This is a genomic window from Brevundimonas sp. UBA7838, assembly GCF_002500885.1.
In the GTDB taxonomy this organism is placed as follows: Bacteria; Pseudomonadota; Alphaproteobacteria; order Caulobacterales; family Caulobacteraceae; genus Brevundimonas; species Brevundimonas vesicularis_C.
On record NZ_DLTK01000126.1, the window covers coordinates 1 to 22,710 of the forward strand.

The 22,710-nt window shown below is 65.5% G+C and carries 34 protein-coding genes and 1 tRNA gene; 19 read left to right on the forward strand and 16 right to left on the reverse strand.

Annotated features, from left to right (window positions below; translation table 11 throughout):
• The 7 genes from B3T77_RS11795 to B3T77_RS11825 form a co-directional block, all read right to left on the reverse strand.
• A partial coding sequence (locus B3T77_RS11795) for a hypothetical protein (RefSeq protein ID WP_292079788.1) occupies positions 1-247 on the reverse strand: 247 nt, incomplete at its 3' end.
• A complete protein-coding gene (locus tag B3T77_RS11800) occupies positions 244-723 on the reverse strand; it encodes a helix-turn-helix domain-containing protein (RefSeq protein ID WP_292079790.1) in 480 nt (159 codons plus the stop codon). The genes B3T77_RS11800 and B3T77_RS11795, both read right to left, overlap by 4 nt.
• Positions 720-1,043 carry a hypothetical protein gene (locus B3T77_RS11805; RefSeq protein ID WP_292079793.1) on the reverse strand — a complete coding sequence of 108 codons (324 nt, stop codon included), beginning with the start codon at positions 1,041-1,043 and terminating at the stop codon, positions 720-722. Before B3T77_RS11805 ends, B3T77_RS11800 begins: the two co-directional genes overlap by 4 nt.
• Positions 1,040-1,621 carry a hypothetical protein gene (locus B3T77_RS11810; RefSeq protein WP_292079795.1) on the reverse strand — a complete coding sequence of 194 codons (582 nt, stop codon included), beginning with the start codon at positions 1,619-1,621 and terminating at the stop codon, positions 1,040-1,042. Before B3T77_RS11810 ends, B3T77_RS11805 begins: the two co-directional genes overlap by 4 nt.
• A 6-nt stretch (positions 1,622-1,627) precedes the next feature.
• Positions 1,628-1,900 carry a DUF2312 domain-containing protein gene (locus B3T77_RS11815; RefSeq protein ID WP_292079797.1) on the reverse strand — a complete coding sequence of 91 codons (273 nt, stop codon included), beginning with the start codon at positions 1,898-1,900 and terminating at the stop codon, positions 1,628-1,630.
• Positions 1,901-2,214: 314 nt separating this feature from the next.
• Positions 2,215-2,652 carry a hypothetical protein gene (locus tag B3T77_RS11820; RefSeq protein WP_292079799.1) on the reverse strand — a complete coding sequence of 146 codons (438 nt, stop codon included), beginning with the start codon at positions 2,650-2,652 and terminating at the stop codon, positions 2,215-2,217.
• Between the two features lie 55 nt (positions 2,653-2,707).
• Entirely contained in the window at positions 2,708-2,965 is a 258-nt protein-coding gene (locus tag B3T77_RS11825; protein WP_292079800.1) for a hypothetical protein, read from the reverse strand.
• 125 nt (positions 2,966-3,090) lie between these two features.
• Between B3T77_RS11825 and B3T77_RS11830 the strand changes: the two genes are divergently transcribed.
• Positions 3,091-3,771, forward strand: a complete 681-nt coding sequence (locus B3T77_RS11830) for a helix-turn-helix domain-containing protein (protein ID WP_292079801.1) — start codon at positions 3,091-3,093, stop codon at positions 3,769-3,771.
• Between the two features lie 54 nt (positions 3,772-3,825).
• On the opposite strand, the gene B3T77_RS11835 is transcribed toward B3T77_RS11830, so the two are convergent.
• From B3T77_RS11835 to B3T77_RS11845, 3 genes are all read right to left on the reverse strand, one after another.
• Positions 3,826-4,671, reverse strand: a complete 846-nt coding sequence (locus B3T77_RS11835) for a KilA-N domain-containing protein (RefSeq protein ID WP_292079802.1) — start codon at positions 4,669-4,671, stop codon at positions 3,826-3,828.
• A 251-nt stretch (positions 4,672-4,922) separates the two neighbouring features.
• On the reverse strand, positions 4,923-5,315 hold the full coding sequence (locus B3T77_RS11840) for a hypothetical protein (RefSeq protein WP_292079803.1): 393 nt from the start codon (positions 5,313-5,315) through the stop codon (positions 4,923-4,925).
• A 201-nt stretch (positions 5,316-5,516) separates the two neighbouring features.
• Complete coding sequence (locus tag B3T77_RS11845) at positions 5,517-5,684, reverse strand: hypothetical protein (RefSeq protein ID WP_292079805.1); 168 nt, start codon at positions 5,682-5,684, stop codon at positions 5,517-5,519.
• Positions 5,685-5,902: 218 nt separating this feature from the next.
• On the opposite strand from B3T77_RS11845, the gene B3T77_RS11850 reads away from it, so the two are divergent.
• The 14 genes from B3T77_RS11850 (at position 5,903) to B3T77_RS11915 (ending at position 12,220) form a co-directional block, all read left to right on the forward strand.
• A complete protein-coding gene (locus B3T77_RS11850; RefSeq protein ID WP_292079806.1) occupies positions 5,903-6,148 on the forward strand; it encodes a hypothetical protein in 246 nt (81 codons plus the stop codon).
• Positions 6,148-6,699 (forward strand): hypothetical protein, encoded by a 552-nt coding sequence (locus B3T77_RS11855; RefSeq protein WP_292079808.1) that lies wholly within the window; start codon positions 6,148-6,150, stop codon positions 6,697-6,699. The genes B3T77_RS11850 and B3T77_RS11855 overlap by 1 nt, the downstream gene beginning before the upstream one ends.
• A complete protein-coding gene (locus tag B3T77_RS11860; RefSeq protein WP_292079810.1) occupies positions 6,696-7,052 on the forward strand; it encodes a hypothetical protein in 357 nt (118 codons plus the stop codon). The genes B3T77_RS11855 and B3T77_RS11860 overlap by 4 nt, the downstream gene beginning before the upstream one ends.
• The gene (locus B3T77_RS11865) at positions 7,052-7,576 is read left to right on the forward strand and encodes a hypothetical protein (RefSeq protein WP_292079812.1); all 525 of its coding nucleotides are present in this window, start codon (positions 7,052-7,054) and stop codon (positions 7,574-7,576) included. The genes B3T77_RS11860 and B3T77_RS11865 overlap by 1 nt, the downstream gene beginning before the upstream one ends.
• Entirely contained in the window at positions 7,573-7,827 is a 255-nt protein-coding gene (locus B3T77_RS11870; RefSeq protein ID WP_292079814.1) for a hypothetical protein, read from the forward strand. The genes B3T77_RS11865 and B3T77_RS11870 overlap by 4 nt, the downstream gene beginning before the upstream one ends.
• Positions 7,827-8,060 (forward strand): hypothetical protein, encoded by a 234-nt coding sequence (locus tag B3T77_RS11875; RefSeq protein WP_292079816.1) that lies wholly within the window; start codon positions 7,827-7,829, stop codon positions 8,058-8,060. The genes B3T77_RS11870 and B3T77_RS11875 overlap by 1 nt, the downstream gene beginning before the upstream one ends.
• Complete coding sequence (locus B3T77_RS11880) at positions 8,060-8,275, forward strand: hypothetical protein (protein ID WP_292079817.1); 216 nt, start codon at positions 8,060-8,062, stop codon at positions 8,273-8,275. The genes B3T77_RS11875 and B3T77_RS11880 overlap by 1 nt, the downstream gene beginning before the upstream one ends.
• Positions 8,272-9,525, forward strand: coding sequence for a hypothetical protein (locus tag B3T77_RS11885; protein WP_292079818.1), 1,254 nt, complete (start codon positions 8,272-8,274; stop codon positions 9,523-9,525). Before B3T77_RS11880 ends, B3T77_RS11885 begins: the two co-directional genes overlap by 4 nt.
• Before the next feature lie 2 nt (positions 9,526-9,527).
• Positions 9,528-9,761, forward strand: a complete 234-nt coding sequence (locus B3T77_RS11890) for a hypothetical protein (protein ID WP_292079820.1) — start codon at positions 9,528-9,530, stop codon at positions 9,759-9,761.
• Positions 9,758-9,997 (forward strand): hypothetical protein, encoded by a 240-nt coding sequence (locus B3T77_RS11895; protein WP_292079822.1) that lies wholly within the window; start codon positions 9,758-9,760, stop codon positions 9,995-9,997. Before B3T77_RS11890 ends, B3T77_RS11895 begins: the two co-directional genes overlap by 4 nt.
• The gene (locus B3T77_RS11900) at positions 9,994-10,374 is read left to right on the forward strand and encodes a hypothetical protein (protein ID WP_292079823.1); all 381 of its coding nucleotides are present in this window, start codon (positions 9,994-9,996) and stop codon (positions 10,372-10,374) included. The genes B3T77_RS11895 and B3T77_RS11900 overlap by 4 nt, the downstream gene beginning before the upstream one ends.
• Positions 10,371-10,751, forward strand: a complete 381-nt coding sequence (locus B3T77_RS11905) for a hypothetical protein (protein WP_292079826.1) — start codon at positions 10,371-10,373, stop codon at positions 10,749-10,751. Before B3T77_RS11900 ends, B3T77_RS11905 begins: the two co-directional genes overlap by 4 nt.
• Before the next feature lie 239 nt (positions 10,752-10,990).
• Positions 10,991-12,124 carry a tyrosine-type recombinase/integrase gene (locus B3T77_RS11910; protein WP_292079827.1) on the forward strand — a complete coding sequence of 378 codons (1,134 nt, stop codon included), beginning with the start codon at positions 10,991-10,993 and terminating at the stop codon, positions 12,122-12,124.
• 19 nt (positions 12,125-12,143) lie between these two features.
• A tRNA-Lys gene (locus B3T77_RS11915) sits at positions 12,144-12,220 on the forward strand.
• A 45-nt stretch (positions 12,221-12,265) separates the two neighbouring features.
• On the opposite strand, the gene B3T77_RS11920 is transcribed toward B3T77_RS11915, so the two are convergent.
• A complete protein-coding gene (locus tag B3T77_RS11920; protein WP_292079829.1) occupies positions 12,266-14,695 on the reverse strand; it encodes a PAS domain-containing protein in 2,430 nt (809 codons plus the stop codon).
• 112 nt (positions 14,696-14,807) lie between these two features.
• Here B3T77_RS11920 and B3T77_RS11925 point away from each other — a divergent pair, with 112 nt between their 5' ends.
• Positions 14,808-15,347, forward strand: coding sequence for a hypothetical protein (locus B3T77_RS11925; RefSeq protein WP_091745976.1), 540 nt, complete (start codon positions 14,808-14,810; stop codon positions 15,345-15,347).
• 3 nt (positions 15,348-15,350) lie between these two features.
• Here the strand turns inward: B3T77_RS11925 and tgt are convergent, their stop codons facing one another.
• The 3 genes from tgt to B3T77_RS11940 form a co-directional block, all read right to left on the reverse strand.
• Positions 15,351-16,463: a tRNA guanosine(34) transglycosylase Tgt gene (tgt, locus tag B3T77_RS11930; protein ID WP_292079832.1), complete on the reverse strand. Its 1,113-nt coding sequence runs from the start codon at positions 16,461-16,463 to the stop codon at positions 15,351-15,353.
• Complete coding sequence (locus B3T77_RS11935) at positions 16,464-16,937, reverse strand: hypothetical protein (protein WP_292079834.1); 474 nt, start codon at positions 16,935-16,937, stop codon at positions 16,464-16,466.
• Between the two features lie 63 nt (positions 16,938-17,000).
• A complete protein-coding gene (locus tag B3T77_RS11940; RefSeq protein WP_292079862.1) occupies positions 17,001-17,759 on the reverse strand; it encodes a tRNA1(Val) (adenine(37)-N6)-methyltransferase in 759 nt (252 codons plus the stop codon).
• Between the two features lie 198 nt (positions 17,760-17,957).
• Here B3T77_RS11940 and B3T77_RS11945 point away from each other — a divergent pair, with 198 nt between their 5' ends.
• Together B3T77_RS11945 and B3T77_RS11950 are read left to right on the forward strand one after the other, a co-directional pair.
• A complete protein-coding gene (locus tag B3T77_RS11945; RefSeq protein ID WP_055753370.1) occupies positions 17,958-18,899 on the forward strand; it encodes a polyprenyl synthetase family protein in 942 nt (313 codons plus the stop codon).
• Positions 18,896-19,531 (forward strand): squalene/phytoene synthase family protein, encoded by a 636-nt coding sequence (locus B3T77_RS11950; RefSeq protein ID WP_292079864.1) that lies wholly within the window; start codon positions 18,896-18,898, stop codon positions 19,529-19,531. The genes B3T77_RS11945 and B3T77_RS11950 overlap by 4 nt, the downstream gene beginning before the upstream one ends.
• A 1-nt stretch (position 19,532) precedes the next feature.
• Here B3T77_RS11950 and B3T77_RS11955 read toward each other — a convergent pair whose 3' ends face one another.
• Complete coding sequence (locus B3T77_RS11955) at positions 19,533-20,024, reverse strand: MarR family winged helix-turn-helix transcriptional regulator (protein WP_292079865.1); 492 nt, start codon at positions 20,022-20,024, stop codon at positions 19,533-19,535.
• 66 nt (positions 20,025-20,090) lie between these two features.
• Between B3T77_RS11955 and B3T77_RS11960 the strand changes: the two genes are divergently transcribed.
• The gene (locus tag B3T77_RS11960) at positions 20,091-21,296 is read left to right on the forward strand and encodes an MFS transporter (RefSeq protein WP_292079866.1); all 1,206 of its coding nucleotides are present in this window, start codon (positions 20,091-20,093) and stop codon (positions 21,294-21,296) included.
• 19 nt (positions 21,297-21,315) lie between these two features.
• Here the strand turns inward: B3T77_RS11960 and trmFO are convergent, their stop codons facing one another.
• The gene (gene trmFO / locus B3T77_RS11965; RefSeq protein ID WP_292079867.1) at positions 21,316-22,710 is read right to left on the reverse strand and encodes a methylenetetrahydrofolate--tRNA-(uracil(54)-C(5))-methyltransferase (FADH(2)-oxidizing) TrmFO; all 1,395 of its coding nucleotides are present in this window, start codon (positions 22,708-22,710) and stop codon (positions 21,316-21,318) included.

Genomic DNA, 22,710 nt, shown 5'->3' on the forward strand with positions numbered 1-22,710 from the left:
GTTGGGGGGTCTGGGGGGAAGGGGAGAGGGAAGGGGTTTGGTCGGTGACGGTTTCGGCGTCACAAGCGTCACCACCGTCACATGTGACGCTTTGTGACGCTGCGTGACGCTCTCTCCAACGACGCGTCCGCTCGGCGCCCTTGGACCGGGTGGGCTGCATGGTTTCGTAGACCTCCGCGGCCTTCAGGGCGTCAGCAGCCGATAGACCGGCATCCATCAGGGCGCGGATGTAGACCACCGTGCTCATGCGAACCCCGCCAAGGCCGTGACCACGTCGCACCAGGCGCGGCGGGTCTCATAGGCGCGGATGCCTGACAGGACGGTTGTATGGTCCCGACCACCGAACAGAGCGCCTATGCGGGGGAGGGACAGGCCGAAGCGGTCCTTGATGATCGCCATGGCCTCATGCCGGGCCCATGCGAACCGCCGTGTGTGCCGCTTGGACGTCAGGTCTTCGGCCTTCAGGCCGTATCGACTGGCGACGGCGTCAAGTATGGCCCTGTAGGCTTCCCTAGGCGATTGTCCGGCCTGTTCAGCGACGCCCACCGGCTTGAATGACGGCTTGGGCGGCGGGCTGTAGGTGGGACGCTGGGCACGCAGCGTCTCCATGGGCCGAACCGTGTCGACGTGCATGCCGCAGATCATCGCCACCGACTGCACGCCATAGCCGCGTTTCAGCAGGGCGGCGGCGTAGTCTCCGGGCGTAGAGGCGTGAGGGGTCATGCTTCCCTCCGTTGGAATAGCTGTTCGGCTCTGGCGCGGGCCGTGACGCCGCTGACGATGGCCTGTTGGGCCTTAGCGGCGATGATCGACGACGCGCCGGCAGGGTCCAGGCTGGCGGTCAGCTGCTCCCTGATGGCGTCCAGCATCCCTTCCATGTGTCGGACGCGGTCATTCGCCGGCACGGCCATGATCGCCACCACCGTCGCCACACGGGCGTGGGCCAGCACTTGGGCCTCACGAGCCCGATCCTCCGACCGGCGCTTGCCGCTGTCGATGCGCTGGATCGCGACGGATTCGGGGTTCTGACGGTGCCGGTTCATGCGGCGACCTTCTCGTGGGTCGGCGCGCACCAGCCCTTGCGGAAGGCGCGGGCGATCACGGCAGCCTTCGTGGCGCCGGGAATGGCGGATGCGACCTCGGCTGCGGTCTTGTCGCCTGACACGAAGTCACGTTTGACGATCTCGTCGAGTGCAGGCGTCCAGATGACCTTATCGCTCTTGATCGCCCTGGACTTCAGGCCGAGGCGCGCAGCCCAATGCAGGATGCCGCTGTCCGACAGGCCGAAGCGTGCCGCCAGCGCCGCCGTCTTCACGCCCTGTTCCCATAGGTCTGAGAAGTGCTGGTCGTCTCGGGATTGGCGAGGCGTTTGCGGATCAGGGGCGACAGGACGCAACGTCACCAGAACCTGGGCAGCTTCGATCTCCGAGCGGCATGCCATGAATGGCCGCACGTCAGCCTCGCAGCGGCCGATCATCTTGGCGACCTGGGCGGCTGTGGCGCGACTGCCCAGCGCCGCACGGGCCTGGGCGATCTCATCGTAACCCACGGCACCACGTCGCGAGGTCGCAAACGACCCGGCGCCCGCCAGCGCAGCTGAAGCGTTGACGCTGATCGACATGGCTGATCAGACCTCGCCCAGAGCGGAGAGATACAGATCGAGGATCGCGTCCTCTTCCTGACGCTTAGCTTTGTCGATCTTGCGGGTGCGCAGGACCTTGCGCAGCACCTTCACGTCGTAGCCCTCGCCTTTGGCCTCGGCGAAGACCTCCTTCATGTCGGTCATGACGGCCTGCTTGTCCTCTTCGAGGCGCTCCAAGCGTTCGATGATGGTGCGAAGGCGGCCGGCAGACGTCGACGTCAGGACATCGGTGTGGGGCTCTTGCGGGGTGTCGGTCATGTCAGGCTCCGAAGGATCGGCCCCGAAGGGCCTTGAGGGTGAAATCGCGGCGCGCTCTGCGCTCCCTGCCGACCTGTCGGTCTGCGCCTCGGGCGGCGGCGTTGCGTTCGCGCTGTTGGGACTGGCGATGGAAGGCGGCAAATGCGTCATCGACCGCAGGCATGGGCAGGGGCGCGTCGAACAGGTCGGCGTCTCGCACCGGCTCGCGGAAGCATCCGCAGTTCCTGCACCGCGCCCAGGGCATCAGATCAGACGCTCCCGATGCAGCAGGGCCAGAAAGCCGGCATGAAGGCGCGACAGCAGTTCGCCGATCATCACGCCACCTCGCCCGGTTTCAGGCCTGCGGCTGCATCATTCAGCTCGCGAGCCTCACGCAAATTGCGGGCAGCGGCCTCCTGCACGGCTCGGACCTCGGCGGCGTCACGATGGCCGTCGGCATCCATGTCGTGCACCAGGCGCAGAGCGGCGGCGCTGCTGGCCACGCTCTCGACGACGGCGGCGGCGATGGGATCAGGCGCGGCGCCCTCGATGGCACGGAACTGGGCGCCCGAAACGATGGCGGCGCCGGCAGCGACTTCCAGCACCCGGATCTGCCGGAAGGTCGGCTCGTCCTCGTTGTTGGCGTTCTGAAGGTGAGACACGCGCTGATGGCTGATCTTCAGGTCGACGGCCGCAGCCTCGACGCCGCCGGCGGCCTTCACCAGCTGGCGGAAGAGCGCCTTGACCTCTCCGGTTTCGATCATGCGGGACATTGCAGGGTTCCAGGGTTTGCAACGGCACAGGTTGCAGGTGGACGGGTTAGACAGATCAGGCCGCCGGACGGGGCGGTTCAGGCGGGGACTTCGGGTGACGATCGTTGGCGGCGGGAAAGGGCACGACGGTTGCCGAGCGGGGCGTGAGGCCGTGTTCGCTCAGGAACTGACCAATCGCGGCGGCCTCTTCCGGGGTGGCGTCGCGGAAACCACCGCAGCGAGGATGATCGACCACCGCCCGCAAATCGGCGGCGAGGCCGATGGCGACAGCCAGCCGGTCTTCGAACCAGGCATTGAAGCGTCGCATCAGCATTGGGAAACCCCGCCGGGCGCCGGGGGAGGGGCGGGGGACTGCCCGGCGGGGACCACCGCACGAGGGCTCCGCAGCCCGCGCGATGAAGTGGCGAAGGCCATCTATGCGGCCTCCGCAGAAGGGACTTGGTCATTAGCCGGGATGGAATTTGCCAAGAGTTCGGCCGCTTTGACCTTGCCTCGCGTGACGCGTTCAAGCTCGAAGGCGCCAGCAGGGGAAGGGCGGCTTTTGCCGCGCCGGACACGAGATGCCTGGGATCGGCTGCATCCCAGGACTGCGGCGAGCCACAGGTCGTCGCGGTCGCCTCCCATCCAGCGTGCGAGTTTTGTCTGCGTCATGTCGTCAATGTGCACCTGATGCACATTCAAGGTCAAGAGCATTGTGCACGGTGGCCGCTGGCTGCGCTGGCGGTCGCGCGAGACAATGTGCATATGTCGCACACCGACCGTCCAAAGCACTATCTACGTCAATGGCGGAAGGCCTCTGGGCTTTCGCTGCAGGGAGTTCGCGATAAAGCTGAGGCGCTTTACGAGGACCGGATCGTTGCCGAGGGCGAGGAAGTCGATCTCAACAAGATCGGGCTGAGCCATTCGACGCTGAGCCGCATTGAAAGCTTCAAGGTGCCTTACAACCAGCGCCTTCTGGAGGTTCTGGCCGAGGTCTACGGGACCGACGTGCCGTCATTGATCATGCGCAATCCCGAAGATCCGGAGGGCATCTGGTCGATCTACGATCAGATCCCGGCGGCGCAACGTCCGGTCGCGCTCAGAATGCTGAGCGGCTTGAAGACGGGCACCGAGGGCTGACAGCCTTATAGTTCTGGGAGGGGTGGCCCCAGCCGAAGCCGGGGCCGAATTGCCTTATTGTAGGATTCGCTGAGCGGCCTTCTCGCCGAGGTATGACAGCACTTGATTGGCGTCGTTTGAGGCGATCTTGCCCTGCCTGACTTGGTCGTTGAGATAAGCGGGCAGCTTTACCGGCTCATACGTCTGCCGCAACCAGCGGCGGAATTCCTGCAAAGCTGCGTCAGGATAGCACCACGGCTTCTGTGGGTTGGAAATCGATTGGGGGAAGTAGTCCGGGTAGTAGTGGTCAAACTTCCGCGCAGGGCCGTATTTCGAAGCAAGGTTCTGATCACGCCAATGATTGCCCCAGTGCAACCCGGCGCTGATGTCGAGGATCATGCGCGTGCCGGGATTTACGCCGCTCTCGATAAGTGACGCATATACCGAGGCCGTCTCATGGAAGATGCAGAAGTAGCCTGCAGGCACGCTGTTGTGGGTAAGGCTTATGCGATCTTTGAACTGCTGCCAGGCATCCTCGTTTTTGCCCCGGCCGGAGAGCCAATCGGTCACCCATCGGCTGACCTTCACCGCGAACTGCGGTGAGAGCCACTGAGCTAAATGGACCGCGACTTGGGGGTGAACCCATGTGCCTTGGTTTCGCGCATCCCCTCCAGGCGTACCGTAAACTGTCAGCGCGAGCTGGGTCTGGGAAATACCCATGTCCAGCGCTAGCGCCTCGAAAAACTCGACTGTCTTGGTGTGGCGTCGATACTCTGACCACGGCTTTCCCGTCGCCCGACACATCGCAGTTGCATTGATGTAGCCGTCTCGTGATCGCTGGGTGATGACTTGGCCTTGATAGTCGTGCGGTATCAGCGCTAGCTGGGTGCCAGGCTGGACTTTCGAGGAATCGGGGGTCATATAAATCTATCCTTATGTGATGCCTCTAGCGAGGCAGAGGTGAAGGGCAGAGGGTCAGGGTCTCAAGCTGGGCCCTCTGTCCGAACTCGCGAGCGATTCTCGCGCAACCCTAATTGCCTACCCGAATCGCCTCAGGGTCAACCGACAACGACCCATCCATCCCCAAGGGATAGCCAACAATTTCAATTCACAAACCAAAACGGCGGCCCCTTATGGAGCCGCCGTTGGTCGTTCTAGCCTGTGGTTAGGGCTTAGAGGCCGCCCTGACCGATCGGCGCGAGAAGCGCGTTCGGGACCATCAGGCGCAGGTCGGCGTTGGCCGGGTTGTCGCACTGCTTGTCGTTGTAGAACGACATGAGGTGGGTGCGGCGCTGCTCGACGAGCTGCTGCGCGTCGCGGGCGTTCAGGTAGTTGCCGGCGGCGGCAGGCCAGAACAGGATGACGGCTGCGACGTTGGCGCCGTTCACGCCCTTGTCGCTGTCCGCGTCGCGCTTGATGGCGTCCAGCTTGGCGAACTCTTCCTTCAGCTGCGTGCAGGTCATGGCGCGGTCGCCGGGCTGCATGACGCTCACCTTCTCAGTGGTCGTGCAGGCAGAAGTGAGCGCGGCGGCCGCGATGGCGGCCGTGATGATGGTCTTCTTCATAGGTGATCCCCCCAGGATCAATTTAGCGGAGCCCTTTGCCCCGACATACCAGCGATCTAGCACAGCCGTCGGATGAGTCTAGCGCAATGGTGAGGGGATGATTGGCGACCCAGCCCCCAAAGGGACAAGCTGGGTAGGCTGCTGGGCCGCCGGTCCACTGAGGGTGAACGTGCTCAGGCTATGCACACCGAGAGCGTGTGTCTAGGCGGCATCCGGCGGCACCTGGCCAGAGCTGGCGATCAGCACAGGATCCATCCAGAAATCGGCCTCCGGCGATCCGGTGACCCGATAGACGACAACGCCCGCTGCATAGCCTTTGCAGGACTGGGCGGCGCGGATGGCGGCGTCGCGGCTGAGCAGCCGGCGCATGTGATCCTTCACCAGCCTGCCGGCCGACGTTTGGTAGGGCTGAACGCAGTAGATCGTTCGCATCATGCACAAAGAGATTCCAGTGGCGCGAACTGATGTCGAGTCCCTCTGCTGCCATGTGCGACCGTTTCTGGCGTAGGCGATGTGCACCACATGCAAATAATGTTTGACACGGATTGTGCATCGCGTGCACAGTCTCTCCATCAACGGAGACCGCCATGTCCCTTCGCGCCGCCACTGCTGAGATTATCCCTTTCCGCCGCCCGGCCCACGCCGAGAGCCTGATCAAATACACTGCCCGCCTCGCGTGGCTGGATCGCCACGGCGAGCAGCATGTCGAGCGTTTCGCCGCCTGGACGGAGCACGCGGCTACGTGCGCGGCTTGGAAGCGCGCCCGGTCGCTACGTCTGTCCGGCGAGGCGCAGACCTTCCGCACGCAACACACCGAACAGGCCTACGCCTGATGCTGGACTTCAACATCACCACCGTCGGAACGCCGAAGCGGGACATCGAACTGTTCGGCCCGACCACCGTCCGGATTGATCGGCGCCGCAGCGATGAGATCGCCGGCGTCCCGGTCCTCTACCTGTCCGCCTATGTCGCCGACGATGAAGCCTTCGCTCAGAAGGTGCTCGCGGCGCTGGCATGGGTCACGGACGGCACCGTTTCAGCAGCCAGGGCCGGGGACGCGCCGAACAAGCCGTCCCCGGAAGCTGTTGCCGTCGTCGCCAACGACCCGGCGCTCAGCCCCTACACCATGCCCGACTATGTCGAGGACGTGGACTATGCCGAGATCCTGTTCCTTCCTGACGACTTGCAGGCGGCGGACTGGAAGGCGTGGAGCGCGGCTATGCTGCGCCGGATAGCGCTGGCCACCACCGCCAAGCAGCTCGCCGACCTGACCACCGTCAATGCCATCGGCTTGAAGTGGTGCCCATGGCAGCAGCGCGCCGAGATCGGCAAGGCGCTGAACGACGCCTATCAGGTCACATTCGATCAGGCGGCTGCGGCATGATCCGCGATCACCGCATCATCACCACCGCCCAGGCCGAAGTGCTGACGGCCCTCAACGGCAATCGCTCGCTTCAGCGCGCTGCTTTCGCAGGCCAGTCGTTTCGCGTCACCTTCGATGATCCGGAGCCGGGCCGCGAAAAGCCAGCCTTCTCTGAGGCCTTGATCCTAAGCATGATTGAGGAGGGTTTTCTCATCGCAACGCAGGCGGCGGCGGCGTGGCCGGCTCGCAATGTTCCCGTCCGCCCGTTCTGCGTCAGGCTGACGAAAGAGGGCGACCAGGAGCGGCGGCGTTTGCTGACCGGAGTGACGTCGCCGGCGAACGATGACGCCCCCATACCGCACAGGGCTGCCTGATGGGACGCCCTCTCTGGCAGATCGACGCCGACCTTCGACGCCTTCAGGCCGAGAAGAAGGCCGCGCGAACTCGTACCTTCAAGCCCGGCATGCGCCTGCGGTCATTCAAGCCCGAGGCGCAGGGCCAGCGCGATCCGCGTCAGGTCGATCCGGGTTTCATGACCTGGCTGCACGTCGACACCGACTGCATCGCCTGCCTGATCGAAGGCCGACCGGCTCAACCCGGCCCGATCGAGGCCGCGCACCAGAAGCTGGCCATCGCTTCAAAGGGCTGGAGGGAAGGGGGCCTGGGCCCGCGCGTTCACGACCACCGCTGCGCGCCCCTTTGTGCCTGGCACCACCGCCACGCGGCGAACAGCTGCGACACCGGCGGGCAGCGCAAGTTCTGGGACCGCCTCGGCCTCGGTGACCGCGTCGCGGACTTCTGCCGCGATCTCCACGCCGCCTACACCACCGACGAGCCCGCCATGCCGATCATCCGCGCCTATGCCGCCTCTTCCTCCAACAGGGAGGGCTCGCAATGAGGATCGTCACCTTCATGAGCGCCAACGATGGGGCCATCGCCCGCATCGAAATGCCGATGCCGTCCAAGGGCGGTTTGAAGCTGGGTTGGAGCCCGGTCGTCATCCACGCGGCAACCGAGGACGAGGCCCGCGCCAAGGCCCAGGCCTTCTACGACGGCGAGCTTCAGCGCCTCGCCAACAAGTCCGCAAACATGGCCGAGGGCAGGGCGAAGGCTGCTGCAACCCGCGCCGCAAATCAGGGAGCCGCCTGATGTCTGACCAGACCATCACATCGCTTGAAGACGGACACTGCGACATCTGCGGTGAGCCCATTAAAGGGCCAGACCTTTGCGCCACTGACGTGGATATGGGGCCGTGCCATGCCGCATGCCTCGAAGGTTCGCCGATCGTCAGCCGCGAGACGGGCGAGGTTCTGCCTGACGCGAAGCCGCACATCTACCGCTGGGATGATCTGCCTGTCGCCCAATCGGAGGCCCGCGTCTGATGGGGGAGAAGCAGGGACAAGCCAACAACGCGCGGCTGATCGCAGCGCTGAAGTTCTACGCCTGCTCCTGTGAGCCGGGCCGCTGCGCCATGTCGGTCGATGGGGACGACGTGCCTTGCGACGATCAGCTGTGCGGCCGAACCGCCCGCGACGCCCTAAGCCCCACCGGAGAAGACAGCCCCGCAAACAGTCAGAACCAGGAGCATCGCTCGTGACCCAAGCCCCCACACCCGGCCCGCTGTCGGCTGAAGACTGGGCCTCGTTGGCCGATCTGCATACGCTCAAGGGGTGGCTGCACGGCATCTCATTGACTCCCGACTGGAATGATGTCGTCGCGGACGGGGGCATCACTGTCGCCGTGGTGGTGCAGCAGGAAGCAGCCGAAATGGCGAAGCGCGTCGGACGAGTGATCGACAACTTCCGCCTCGCCCCCACCGCTCCGGTCGAAGCGAGCGGGTCGGAGCCGATGACAGAGCGCGAGGTCCAGCAATGGATTGAGGCGTGCAATCACGAACCGGCCCGGCAAGTCCTGCGCGACTATTTGGCCATCCGCCCCCAACCGAGCGGAGAGACGCGGGATGCTTTGGCTCGGGTTCAGGGATACATCGACCAGGCGGAGATGAGCAATATGGGGTCGGTCATGGTCGCAACCTCCGACCTGCGCGCCCTCCTATCCGCCCGCCCCCTCGCCTTGGGAGGGCAGAAGGGGGAGGATGCCGCGTGGTCGTGGCTCAATCAGCACGTCGAATGCGATCCGGCTGACAGGGACTATTCCGCTGACGAAATGGTCGATGCGTTCATGGCCGGAGCTGGACGCTACGACATTTGGTTGAAAGCACTTGAGCGTATTGCTGGTGAACAGCAGTACCGCTCTGGCTACTGCCAAACCGACATCACCGTAGAGCCTGCTCTGACCGCTGAAGAGGCTCAAACAGTTGCACGTGCTGCCCTCTCCACCACCCCCGACCGAGCCGAGGCGCTCAAAGAAGGGGCGGCGGGGGTGCCTGTGGCGTGGCGTGAGACTTTCATCGTCGAAGAAGAGGACGGAGCCGCAGTCGGTATCGTCATCGATCTGCCAGATGGCTCCCAAATCTGGACCGGGGAGTGCAGCACCCAGCTTCTGGAAGATGCGAGGTCGAGAGAAGAAAGCCCCGAGGCGTCGGGTCAATATCTGATCCTCGCCGCGAAGGGCGAGCCGACGCGTGTGATTGCCCAACTCGCTACCGTTGACGACGGGATCGCATTGGCTCGCGCTATCGCTGGACACGCCCGCGCCCACCCATCCCCGACCCCCGCCGCCGATGCCGACAGGGTGCGGTCTGCGCTCACCGACTTGGTGTCGTGGTTCGATAGGCCTGTTCAGGGCGAGCGCGGCATGGTTTGGGTCATTCGTGCGGGCGATCAAGGCGCGGATGATGCAGTCGCCGAAGCCCGCGCTGCTTTGACGTCGGAATCGCGGTCATGAAAATGAGCGATCTGATCCTAGCCGTGGGCGACGACAAGGTTCGGTTTCAGAACCTCGACCAATGCGCCAGCGACCTCAACTACAGCGCCAAAAAGGGAACGACTATCACGTTCGGCACTGACCAAACATGCGATCTGAACGGAACAGCCGACCTAGGCCTAGTCATCTGGCTGCCCCGCGCCGCAGTTGAAGCCGCCCTGAAATCGACCGCCGCGAAGGAAGGGGGTTCGGCATGACGGACTTCACAAACGCGCAGCGCGAAATGATTCTCGCAAGCGACCCCGACGACCTGACTGGTGAGGAAGGGTGCGGCGTCGAGCTTTTTAACGGCGCGCATTACGCTACCGCCAAGAACCTTGAGCGGCGTGGATATGGTCACGTCCAAGGTCCGGGAGGCCCGCTTCCCGGCATGTATTGGAATAACTCGACCGGCCTGATCGCACGTCAAGACATTCTTGATGGTGACGCATGACCGACTCTAACGCGAACACGTCGGGGCTGGGAGACGTGGGTCTGAGCGAAACGTATCGCTTCGCCTACGAGAGCATCCGAAATGGCGCGCCCGGCCTGTCTGACGCGACCTGTGCGGCAATCGCGAGGTCGATCAACATGAAGGTGTCGCTCGCTGCCAACGACCGCGCCACCGCAGCCGAAGCCCGAGCGGATAGGCTGGCGAAGGCGTTGGAGCGAGCGACTGACGACTTGCGGGACATCGGAACGCAGAAACCCCAGCCGACAAACAGCCCCGATCCAGAGCACGAAAACTATCTGCGACGAGTGCTGATCTCTCTTGGTCAGGTCGGAAACGCTCGCGCCCGCGCCGCCCTACAGCAGGAGAAACAGCCGTGAGCAATGAAGCCCCCACCGATGCGCTGCGCCTGGTGCCTGTGGAGCCGACTGAGGCGATGGTCGCGGACGGCGTGAAAGCTGCTCAGCGAGCAGAACAGACCTGTGTGTCATGGCCCGAAATGGCGTTGTTCACTTACCGAGCCATGCTAGCAGCCGCCCCCGCATCGCCGCTGCCAGGGGGCGGGCTTCCGGGACGACCGGTTCACATTGTGCGCGTGCGTGGTGCGACTCTGGAGGAGCAAAAGGACGCTGTTCGACGCAGCGAAACTTACAAGCGCGGAGACACCGTCTTGGCCTGGGTGAACGAGGGCGATCTTTACGCCAATCCGTTCGTCAGGTTCGAAGAGCTTCCCGCCGCCCCGACAGGTGCGAAATGATCGGAATCGCATTTCTGTTGTTGGGGATCATGCTGACGCTCCTGTCTATCGACCGAACGCTCGGTAAGATTCTCGCCTTCCTCGCCCGCAATGGGAAGGGGGAGGGATGAGCACGCAACGAACCTCCGTGAGCAAGATGGTCCGGTCGCTTCAGAAGTGCGGCCTGACCGTCACCGGCGTCGAGGTTGCGCCCGATGGCACCGTGAAGGTCTTGACCCAAGCCGCCAATGAGAGCGCAGATGACGAACTGGAACAGGCGAGGGAGCGCAGGCGTGCGCGCAAGGCTGGTCGGACTTCACAAGGCCACGAAGCGGCTTAGCGACGGCCGCGTGGCTATCTATGCCTATGCCTACCGGGGCGGAGACATGGTTGCGCGTGCTGAAGGGCGGACGTTGGACGCCGCCAATCGCGCCATGGAGGCCGAGCTGGGCCGGCCGGAAACGCTTGACCGGATAGAGCGCGCGCGGAGGCCGGTGCGCCAGGCAGATAGCAAGGCCTACATCCGGGGCCTGATCGCCGCCTTCAAGATGTCTCCCGAATGGGCCAAGCTGGGAGAGACAAGCAAGGCTGAATATACCCGATACCTGAAATCCTTCTCCGACGAATTTGGGGACTGGAAGGTCAGCCTGTTCGAACAGCCAAAGGCGAAGGTTGAGCTGCTGGACTGGCGCGACGAGTGGGCCGATCGCCCTCGCGCAGCCGACTACGCGCTCCAGACCGTGGGCCGCCTGTTCAAATGGGCGAGAGGGCGCGGCCTGACTGAGGCCCGTCCAACGGAAGACGTTGAGCGTCTTCATAGCGCGGATCGGTCGGATCTGATTTGGACCGAGGAAGACTTGGCAAAGGTGCTCTCGAAGGCTGGCGCCGAAGTCGGTCTTGCGATCCGCCTCGCTGCCGAGACCGGCTTGCGCATGGCCGATCTGCTGAACCTCCCATGGGGAGCCATCGGTGAGCATGGGATAGTGTGGCGAACGGCAAAGCGCGGGCGCCAGGTCATCGTGCCTCTGACGCCGACCGCCCGAGCCCTATTGGACGCGGCACCGAGAAAGCATCTCGTGATCCTGACCAATAGTCTCGGCAAGCCTTGGACCACGGACGGTTTCAAGACGATGTTCGGCCGCGCAAAGGCTGATGCTGGAATCACCGGTCTGCGCTTCCACGATCTGCGCGGGACCGCTGCAACCCGGTTATTCCTCGCGGGCTCACCGAAGCGGGATATCGCCACGATCATGGGTTGGTCTGAGGCCGCCGTTGACGCCCTGCTGACAAAATACGTCTCCGGCGACGCTGTCGCCCTTGACCTCTTGTCGAGAATGAACCAGAAACCCGCCTCGCAAACCGGCGACAAACCGGGTTTGCGTAGAGACACCTAAGTCATTGTTTCTAAAGTGTGCGTCCTTAGCTCAGTTGGTTAGAGCATCTGACTTTTAATCAGAGGGTCCTCGGTTCGAGCCCGAGAGGACGTACCATTTAAAGCCCGCTTCGGCGGGCTTTTTGCTGTCTGGGCCTTGCCTTCAGTGCGTTGCGAAACGACCGGGCGCAGTCGTATCTGACGCGATCGTAGCGTTCGATTTGTCGAGATACTTCGATAGGGTGGCGACCAGGGCGGGCAACTGCAGCGGCTTGGCCAGGTGGTCGTCCATGCCGGCGTCGCGACACAGCTGGATCTGGTCCGGCTGAACATTGGCGGACAGGGCGATGATCGGCAGTCGGCGTCCTCCGCTCTGCTCGATACGGCGAATCTCGCGCGTGGCTGTCAGGCCGTCCATGACCGGCATCTGCATATCCATCAGGACGAGATCGTAGACTTCGGACTGCACCGCATGCACCGCCTCGGCTCCATCGCTGGCGGTAGCGACCTCCAGTCCCATGCCGACAAGGATGACGCTGATCAGTTCGCGGTTGGCCGGTGCGTCGTCGGCGATCAACACGCGGCCCTCGGGCATGACGCTGAGGCGCGGTCCCTCGGCCTCCGATCCGCCCTCGGCGATGTGCAGCGGGACGGTCACCTTGAACGTCGATCCCAGGCCGGACTGGCTCGTGACGACGATATCGCCGTCCATCGCCCGCGCCAGCCGCCGCGAGATCGCCAGCCCCAGGCCGGTGCCGCCGTAGAGCCGGGTCGTCGACCGATCCGCCTGCGAGAAACGTTCGAACAAATGGGCTTGGGTCTGAGGGCTCATGCCGATGCCGGTATCGGTCACCTCGGCCGTCAGACGCCAGGCGCCGTTTGCCTCCGATGCCCCGCCGACCGACAGACTGACCGAGCCCTGGCCGGTGAACTTCACCGCATTGCCCAGCAGGTTCAGCAGGATCTGTCGAAGACGGGCCTGGTCGCCCATCAGGCGGTCCGGCAAGTCCGGCGCCAGATCGACGTTCAGCGCCAGACCCTTGGCCAGACACTGGGCCTCCATCATCTGGACCGTCTCGTGCGCTAGGGCAGCCGGGTCGAAACGCTGGGGCTCCAACTCGATCATGCCGGCTTCAAGCTTGGAATAGTCCAGCACGTCGTTGATGACCGACAGTAGGGCCTCGCTGGCCGTGGCGATGCGCGCGACAAAGCCCTTCTCGGCCTCGGGCAAGGCCTCGCTGGCTTTCAGCAGGTTGGAAAAGCCGATGACGCTGGTCAGAGGCGTGCGCAGTTCGTGGCTCATGTTCGCCAGGAATTCGCTCTTGGCAGCCGCCGCCGCCTCCGCCCGGTCGCGCGCGGTGACCAGTTCGTCGGCCAGGATCTTGCGATCCGTCATGTCACGGATGACCACCACCACCTCCGACGGCTTGGCCGCCTCGGCGGCCAGGGCGCGGAAGGTGCATTCGACCCAGACGATCGAACCGTCGCGATGAAGGGCGCGGTGCTCCAGCCGGCACGGCTCCTTGGTGTGGATGGTTCCCAGCACGGCCCGGGTCACCATCTCCCGATCATCAGGATGGACATAGTCCATGGGCCGGCCGTTCATCTCTTCGGTGGTCCAGCCGAGCAGGCTTTCGATCGCCGGCGAGATGTATTTGCTGGTGCCGTCCGGGCGAACGCGGGTGATCACGTCGCCCACGTTTTCAGCCAATAGCCGATAGCGCGCCTCGTCACGCTGAGCGCGGGCGATCTGGGCTTGCTGGTCCGTGATATCCTGAAACACGCCGTAAAGGACCTTCACGACCCCGGCGTCGTCACGTTCGGCGCGCGCCTGGGTCAGAACCGCGCGCTCCTCGCCATCGGCGCGGATCAGCCGAAGACGCATTTTGTAGCCATCGCCGGTTTCGGCCGAGTGTGCGATCGCCGCCAATAATCCGGGCCTGTCGTCGGGGTGATAACGGTCGATGGCCGAATCGACCTGGGGATCGAAGGTTTTGCGATCCAGACCGTGGATGCGGAACACCTCGTCGGACCAGTGGACCTTGCCGCTGGCCAGTTCCAACCGCCAATGACCGACCCCGGCCATGTTTTCGATCAACTCCAGCGTGCCGTGGCGCTCATCGCTGACGCGACCGACTTCCAGCGACGCGATGATGTCTTCGGCCATGGCGCCCAGCGTGCGCAGCGTCGCAATCTGAGCGTCGGAGGGCTGAGGGCGGGGTTTGCGATCCATGACGCCAAACGCGCCCAGCGGCCGACCGTCCGGGCCGCAGATCGTCACGCCAGCGTAGAAACGCAGATTATAAGGGGGCGCAACCAGGAAATGATTGCGCGCTGCGGGGTCCGCCAGACCGTCTTCGACCACGAGGACGGCGCCCTTGCCCTGGCGCAGCAGACGGTCGCCGAGGGTGCGCTCGCGCGGCAGACTTCGAACCAATTCACGATCGCTGCACCAGAGGACGGCGTTGTCGCCGCTAACCAGGGTGACGACGGCAGCGGGCGCATCGAAAACCGTGCAGGCCAGTTCCGTAAGACGTTGGAACGGACCGGCAGGGGCGTCCAGGGCTTCCAGGCTCTTGGCGATGTAAGGCACGACCGAACTCCAACGAACGGCCAAATTCACATAAAATCAGAGAATTCTTCGTTACCGAACGCTTCCGCCGCTACGCTTTAATCGCCAGCCCAGGCGTGGTCTAAGCCATGCCATGAAACGCCTTCTTCTCGCAGTCAGTCTTGTTGCGCTTTCCGGTTGCAATGCCGGTCGGTCGGCGATGGGCGGCGCCGAACAGGTCGGGGCAGGCTTCGCGGCGGCGGCGACGGCTCCGCTGGAAGACTTCAACCTGCGTCGTCAGATGATCCCGACGGTGCTGCTTCAGGCCGAAGCCAATCCCTACGACCTGCGCAATCTGAATCAGTGCACGACCATCGGCGCAGAAGTCGCACGGTTAGACGAAGCATTGGGACCCGATACGGACGAACCGCCGCGTCAGGACGGCTCCTATCTCAGCGAGCGGGCGGCGGACGCGGCGGCCAAGGCGGCGTTGAACGCCATACGCGACACGACGACCGACTTTATTCCCGGCCGAAACTGGATTCGTCGACTGAGCGGCGCCGAACAGCACTCAAAGCACGTTCAATCGGCCATCCAGTCCGGCCGGATGCGCCGCGCCTTCCTGAAGGGGATGGGCATGCAGCGGAACTGCGCGCCGCCGGCGGCGCCCAGCTGGTTCAGACCGCATCCCTAGGCGTCAGCCGTTCGACGTGTGGCGGGCGTGGAAGTCGCGCCTGAACTGTTCGAACCGACCCTCGGAAATCGCCGCACGCATGGCCGCCGTCAACGCCTGATAAAAGGCGATGTTGTGCCAGCTCAGCAGCACCTTCCCGAGGATTTCGTCGGCGCGGATCAGGTGGTGCAGGTAGGCCTTCGAATACGACGATGATGGGCCATCAATGGTCGGGTCCAGCTGGTCCTGATCCTCGGCGAAGCGGGCGTTCTTCAGGTTCAGCGGGCCATCCCAGGTCCAGGCCTGACCGTGACGGCCGGCGCGCGTCGGCAGGACGCAGTCGAACATGTCCACGCCGCGATATACCGCCTCGACCAGGTCGACCGGCTTGCCCACGCCCATCAGATAGCGCGGACGGTCGGCCGGCAGCATTTCGGGCGTATAGTCCAGCACCTCGCACATGGCGTGGTGGCCCTCGCCGACCGCCAGACCGCCGATGGCGTAGCCGTCGAAACCGATTTCTTGCAGTTGCTCCGATGACTGGCGGCGCAAGTCCTCGAAGGTCGATCCCTGCTGGATGCCGAACAGGGCCTGGTTTTCACGCTCGCCGAAACGGGCCTTGGACCGCGCGCCCCAGCGGATCGACAGCTCCATCGCCTTTCTGGCTGCATCCTTCTCGGCCGGATAAGCGACGCACTGGTCCAGCTGCATCGAGATGTCGGCGCCGATTCGGTCGGCCTGGATTTCGATCGACCGCTCAGGCGTCAGAACATGTTTGGAGCCATCGATGTGGCTGGAGAAGGTTACGGCCTCCTCCTTGACCTTGGAGATGCCGGCCAGGGACATGACCTGGAACCCGCCGCTGTCGGTCAGAATGGGCTTGTCCCAGCCCATGAACGTGTGAAGCCCGCCCAGACGCTCCATCCGCTCAGGGCCGGGGCGCAGCATCAGGTGATAGGTGTTGCCCAGCAGGATGTCGGCGCCAGTCGCCTTGACCTGATCCACCGTCATCGCCTTGACCGTGGCGGCGGTGCCGACCGGCATGAAGGCGGGGGTGCGGATGTCACCGCGCGCGGTCTTCAGCACCCCGGTGCGGGCGCGGCCCTCGGTGGCGGAAATCTGGAAGGGGAAAGGCATTCAGGCGATCAGTCGTTCAAGCTGTTCGACGCGCGCCAGATCCTTGGGGCGGCCGAACAGGCGGTATAGGGCGATGTGGTCCCGGATATCCGGAACGAACAGGGGCGTGTCCTCGACGAAGACGCGGCGGCGCGAGCGGAAGGCGACCGGGGTCCAGTCGCCGCCGTCGCGGGTCTCCAGATCGGCCATGACCTCGACCAGGATCGGCTGATCCGGCGCGCGCCCGAAGACGGCGGAGCGGAACAGGCCTTCGCCTGGATCGGGTATCACCACGCCGCCCAGCACGCCCAGCAGGCTGCGCGCATCGCGCGGCGCGCACAGCACGTCGATGTCGGGCACATGGATGTCGGTCAGGCCATAAAGCGCCATCGCCGCCCCGCCGAAGATCCACCACGGCTCGCGCAGGTCGCGCGCGGCCTCGCCGACGGCGATCAGGCCGTCTTGAAGATCATGCGGAAGGTCGTCGGGTGACACGGGGCGGGCTCGATTTCGTCAGGAGGCGGCATTTAGGCGTTCCGGTCGCGATTGACCACCCGATCACCATCGCAGCGACGCCTCGCCGCGCAGGATGGCCTCGGCCTGGGAGGTGTGCTTGCCGCCCTCGCGGTCGTGCAGGATCAGCGGCGGCAGCAGCCGCAGCGGCGCGCGCCCGGTCTTGATGGCGTGCACCAGCACCCGCTTGGCCGGCTCGTCCGCAAAGGGATGGATGGGCCGCACGGCGAACGACCCCGCCTTTTCGCCCAGTAAAGCCAGCAGATCGGCCAGTCGGTCGGCGCGGTGAACGACCACGATGCGTCCGCCTTCCTTCACCGCCTTCAACAGGAAATTGGTCCACGCCTTCAGCCCGTCGTCGGCCATCCAGGCGCCCCGCTTGCCCTCGGCCGGGGCGCGCAACGCCGTGGCGTCATCGAAGAAGGGGGGATTGGATATGGCCCAGTCGGCTGGCTCCACGCCGAGGGCCCGAAACCCGGCCGCCACGTCGCCCTGACGAATCGTAGCTGATCCAGCTGCGCCGTTCAGCGTCGCATTCTCGGTCGCCAGCGCCGCCATCACCGGATCGCGCTCCACGCCCGTCAGGGTCACGCCGGGCCGTCGCGCCGCGATCTGCATCAGGACCGCGCCCGCCCCGCAGCCTGCCTCGATCACGCTCTGGCCCGCCTCGGCCGGGACCGCCGCCGCCAGCAAAGCCGCATCCATCCCGGCGCGATAGCCGCGCGCGGGTTGACGCAAGCGCACCCGGCCGTTCAACAGGGCGTTCTCAACGATCGTCGTCGGCAGGGTTTCGACCGGCTCCAAGCCTCAATCTCCTTGACCCTCAAGGGGTCGAACATCATTGTGCGCCGCAACTCGCGGGGGCAAGCCGGCCCGGCCGCAAAAAGCCATTCCCGCGGCCCGCCGCGCCAGTGAAAGAGTATTCGTTTGGACGTCGCCATCGCCGCCGCTCACCGCCCGAAGGGGGACGTCAACGCCCTTGTCCGGCTGGCTGAGGTCGATATGGCGGCCGTGGACGCCCTGATCCTGGATCGGATGCAGTCGGACGTGCCGATCATCCCGAAACTGGCCGAACATCTAGTTTCGGCGGGTGGAAAGCGTCTGCGCCCCCTGATGACCGTCGCCGCGGCGCGCGCCGTGGGCGCGACGGACGACATCGTGGCACCGCGCAAGCTGGCCGCCGCGGTCGAGTTCATCCACACCGCCACGCTCCTGCATGACGACATCGTCGATGCGTCCGAACTGCGTCGCGGCAAGGTCGCGGCCCACCTGATCTGGGGCGCGCCCACCAGCGTCCTGGTCGGCGACTTCCTGTTCGCCCGCGCCTTCGAACTGATGGTCGAGACGGATTCGATGCGCGCCCTGGGCATTCTGGCGGAAGCTTCGCGCGTGATCTCCGAGGGCGAGGTGCTGCAGCTGACGCGCGCCCACGATCTGAATCTGGACCAGGCCACCTATCTGCAGATCATCTCGGCCAAGACCGCCGAACTGTTCGCCGCCGCCGCCGAGGCGGGCGCGGTGGGCGCCGGCGCCGATCCGGCCGCGATCAAAGCCCTGCGCGACTACGGCATGGCGTTGGGCATCGCCTTCCAGCTGGCCGACGACGCGCTGGACTACGGCGCGACGGCGGAGGCGCTGGGCAAGAACGCCGGCGACGATTTCAACGAGGGCAAGGCGACCCTGCCGCTGCTTCTGGCGGTCGCCCGCACGCGCGGCCGCGAGGAAGCCTTCTGGGAACGCACCGTGACCAAGGGCGAGCGGACGCCCGAAGACTTCACCCGCGCGCGCGAACTCATCATCGGCTCGGGCGCCATCGGCGCGACCCTGGACCTGGCCGGCGACTATGCCGATCAGGCCAAGGCCGCCCTGTCGGTCCTGCCGTCCAGCGACTGGCGCGCCGCGCTGGAAGACCTGGCCGATTTCGCGGTGTCGCGCGCCGCTTGACCGAGACTGCGGATACGCTCGACCAACAGGTCCGCACTGCCGACCTCGACCGCTGGCTGTCCAGCCGCCTGGTCGCGGATGACCGCGTCCGCGCTGACCTGATCACGCTGTACGCCTTCGAAGCCGAGCTGATGACCATCCCCACGCGCGTGACCCAGCCACTCCTGGCCGAGATGCGCTACACCTGGTGGGCGGAACAGATGGACGGTGTCTTCGCCGGCGTGCCGCGCAAGGGCCATCCGGTGCTGGAGGCGCTGACCGATCTTGTTGCGCGTTATGGCCTGGACAGCGCGCCGTTCGACGCCTTGATCGACGCCCACATTGGCCGCGTGCGCGAACAGCCGCACGACCTCGACGCCTTCTACGTCGGCCCGATGCAGGTCGCGACGCGTGTGCTGGCAGGGCAGGGGCATGACGCCGCCGTGGCCGATGCAGCCCGCGTCTGGGGGCTGACGCAGACTGGCCGGCGCCAGGAGGCGGTGTCCCTGAAATCCGCCGCCAATGCGGCGCTGAAACGCCTGCCGCCTGCCGGCTTCCCGGCCGTGGCCCACGCCGCCCTGACCGATCCGGACCGGCCGGAGCCGCTGAAGCGGCTGCGCCTGCTGTGGGCCGTGCTGCGCGGCCGGATCTGACCTAGCCGTTCAGGCCGGCGATCAAGCGGGTCAGCAGGGCGTTTAACCTTTTCTGATCGTCTCGCGACAGGCCGCTCAAGGCCTCTTTGGCCGTCTCCTGGTGGCTGGGCATGATCGTCTCGATCAGGTCGAAACCCCTGTCCGTCAGACGTACCAGGGTCGCCCGTCGGTCGCTCGGATGTGGACGCCGCTCAACCCAGCCCGCCTTTTCCAGCCGGTCGATCCGCGCGGTCATGCCGCCGGACGACATCATCGCCGCCTCGAACAGAGCGGTCGGCGTCAGGCCCTCGCGTTCGCCGGATCGACGCAGCGTCGCCAGCACGTCGAACTCGCCGTGTTGCAAACCATAGCGCGCGAACAGCGGCGTCTGGCGCTCGCGGATCACCAGTTGCGACGCCTCGTTCAGGCGTCCCAGCACCTCCATCGGCAGCATGTCCAGGTCGGGGCGTTGCACAGCCCATTGGGCGGCGGCGCGAGAAGCTCTATCGGGCATGGTTATCTTGACATCGAGATACTTGAGGTCGAGAGACTAGCGTGATTTTCAGTCGGAGTCCTCATCATGACCGCACGATCTGACGCCACGCTCGCGCGCGGCGCCTCTCTGCTGATGCTGGCGGCCATCGTCGCCCTGGCGCTGAATCTGCGGCCGGCGATGGCGGCGGTGGGGCCGCTGCTGGATCTGATCGAGGCCGCGACGGGCATGGGTTCGACCGCCGCCAGCCTGCTGACCACCTTGCCCGTGCTGATGATCGGTCTGGGTGCCCTGTCGATCCGGCCGTTGCGTCGGCGACTGGGCGAGCGGCGCGGGATCTTGCTGGGCGCACTTCTGATCGGCGGGGCGTGCTTGGTGCGCGCAGTGTTGACCGGCGCGACCGGCCTGATCGCCAGCGCCGTGGTCGTCGGGATCGGCGTCGCCTTGATCCAGGCCTTGGCGCCGGTCGTCATCAAACGGGCCTTTCCGTTGCAGTTCGGCACGGTCATGGCGCTATACACCACCGGCATCATGGGCGGCGCCGCCGTCGCGGCGGCCACGGCGGCCGGTCTGGCCGAGACGATCGGCTGGGCCGGGACGCTGGCCCTGTGGAGCGCGCCGGCCTTCGTCGCCGCTCTGATCTGGCTGGCGGCGTCGCGCGACCCCGCAGCTGAAGAGCCGAACCGCGCCGCAGTGGTCGAGGCGACGGACCCGGAGCTGCCTTTCTGGCGCCAGGGGCGGGCGTGGCGGCTGATCCTGATCATGGGCCTGGGGACCTCGGCCTATACATTGATGCTGGCCTGGCTGCCGCCCTTCTACATCGACCTAGGCGAGCCGAGGGCCACGGCCGGCTATCTGCTCAGCGGCATGACGGCTGCGGAGGTGACGGCCGGCCTGCTGGTGTCGCTGACCATCGGGCGCTTCCCGGATCGGCGCGGACCGATCCTGACGGCCTTGATTCTGGCCCTGGCGGGTCTGGCCGGTCTCGTGGTCGCGCCCCTCGGCATGGCCGTGCCGATCGTGATCGTCCTTGGCCTCGGCATCGGCGCAATCTTCCCGCTCAGCCTGATACTGGCCATGGACCAGATCGACGATCCCGCGCGCTCCGGGGATCTGCTCGCCTTCGTCCAGGGCGGCGGCTACATCATCGCCAGCCTCTCGCCGCTGGGCGCTGGCCTGCTGCGCGACAACATGGCCGACCTGACCCAGGCCTGGGTGCTGATGGGCGTGGGTGTCATCCTGCTGGGCGTGATGACGCTGGGGTTCCGGCATGAGTTGCCCAAGCTGAGCTGAGCGACCCGGCCCTCAGAAATCAGCCCGCGTCGCGCCAGACCTGTAGGCTTTCCATCGCCCGGATGCTCATCAGGCGCTTTTTGGCCCGGCCGCGTTCCTTCAGCGGGATCTTGACGCCCGCCTCATCGACCTTGGGTGCCTCGAGCGGCGGCAGTAGGCCGTAGTTGATGTTCATCGGCTGGAATTTCGATCCTGCCAGATGCCCCCCGGTGATGTGCTCGACCAGGGCGCCCATGGCGGTCTCGGGCGGCGGCGAGGCCAGGTCGCGACCCAGCGCTTGCGCGGCGGCGAGGCGGCCGGTCAGCAGGCCCATGGCGGCGCTCTCGACATAGCCTTCCACCCCCGTCACCTGTCCGGCGAAGCGCAGGCGCGGCATGGCCTTCAGCCGCAGTTGCTTATCCAGCAGCTGGGGACTGTTCAGATAGGTGTTCCGGTGCAGACCGCCCAGGCGCGCGAACTGGGCGGTCTGAAGCCCCGGGATCATGCGGAAGACCTCGGCCTGCGCCCCGTGCTTCAGCTTGGTCTGGAAGCCGACCATGTTGAACAAAGTGCCCAGCGCATTGTCCTGGCGAAGCTGGACGATGGCGTAGGCCTTGACCAGCGGGTCGCGCGGATTGGTCAGGCCGACCGGCTTCATCGGGCCGTGCCGCAGGGTCTCGCGACCACGCTCGGCCATGACCTCGATGGGCAGGCAACCGTCGAAATAGGGGACGTTTTCCCAGTCCTTGAACTCGGCCTTGGGACCGCTCAGCAGGGCGTCGATGAAGGCCTCGTACTGAGCCTTGTCCATCGGGCAGTTGACATAGGCGGCGGCGTCGCCGCCCGGACCTTCCTTGTCATAGCGCGACTGACGCCAGGCGACGTCGAAGTCGATCGAGTCGGCGTGAACGATGGGGGCGATGGCGTCGAAGAAGCTCAAGGACTCCTCGCCCGTCGCCTTCAGGATGGCGTCGGCCAGGGCGGGGGAGGTCAGGGGGCCGGTGGCGACGATGACATTGTCCCATTCCTGCGGCGGCAGGCCGGCGATCTCTTCGCGCACGATCGTGACCAGGGGGTGGGCGGTCAGTCTGGCGGTCACCGCCTGGGAAAAGGCATCGCGGTCCACGGCCAGGGCGCCGCCGGCCGGCACCTGGTTGATGTCGCCGCAGGCCATGATGACCGAATCCAGCGCCCGCATCTCGGCGTGCAGCAGGCCGACCGCATTGAACTGCCAGTCGTCCGAGCGGAAGGAGTTGGAGCAGACCAGCTCGGCTAAGCCATCGGTGTGGTGGGCGTCAGTCTTGACGCCGGGCACGCCGCGCATCTCGTGCAGGATGACGGGCACGCCGGCTTGGGCGATCTGCCAGGCGGCCTCGGAGCCGGCCAGGCCGCCGCCGATGACGTGGATGGGGGAAGGAGAGGGGGAAGCGCTCAT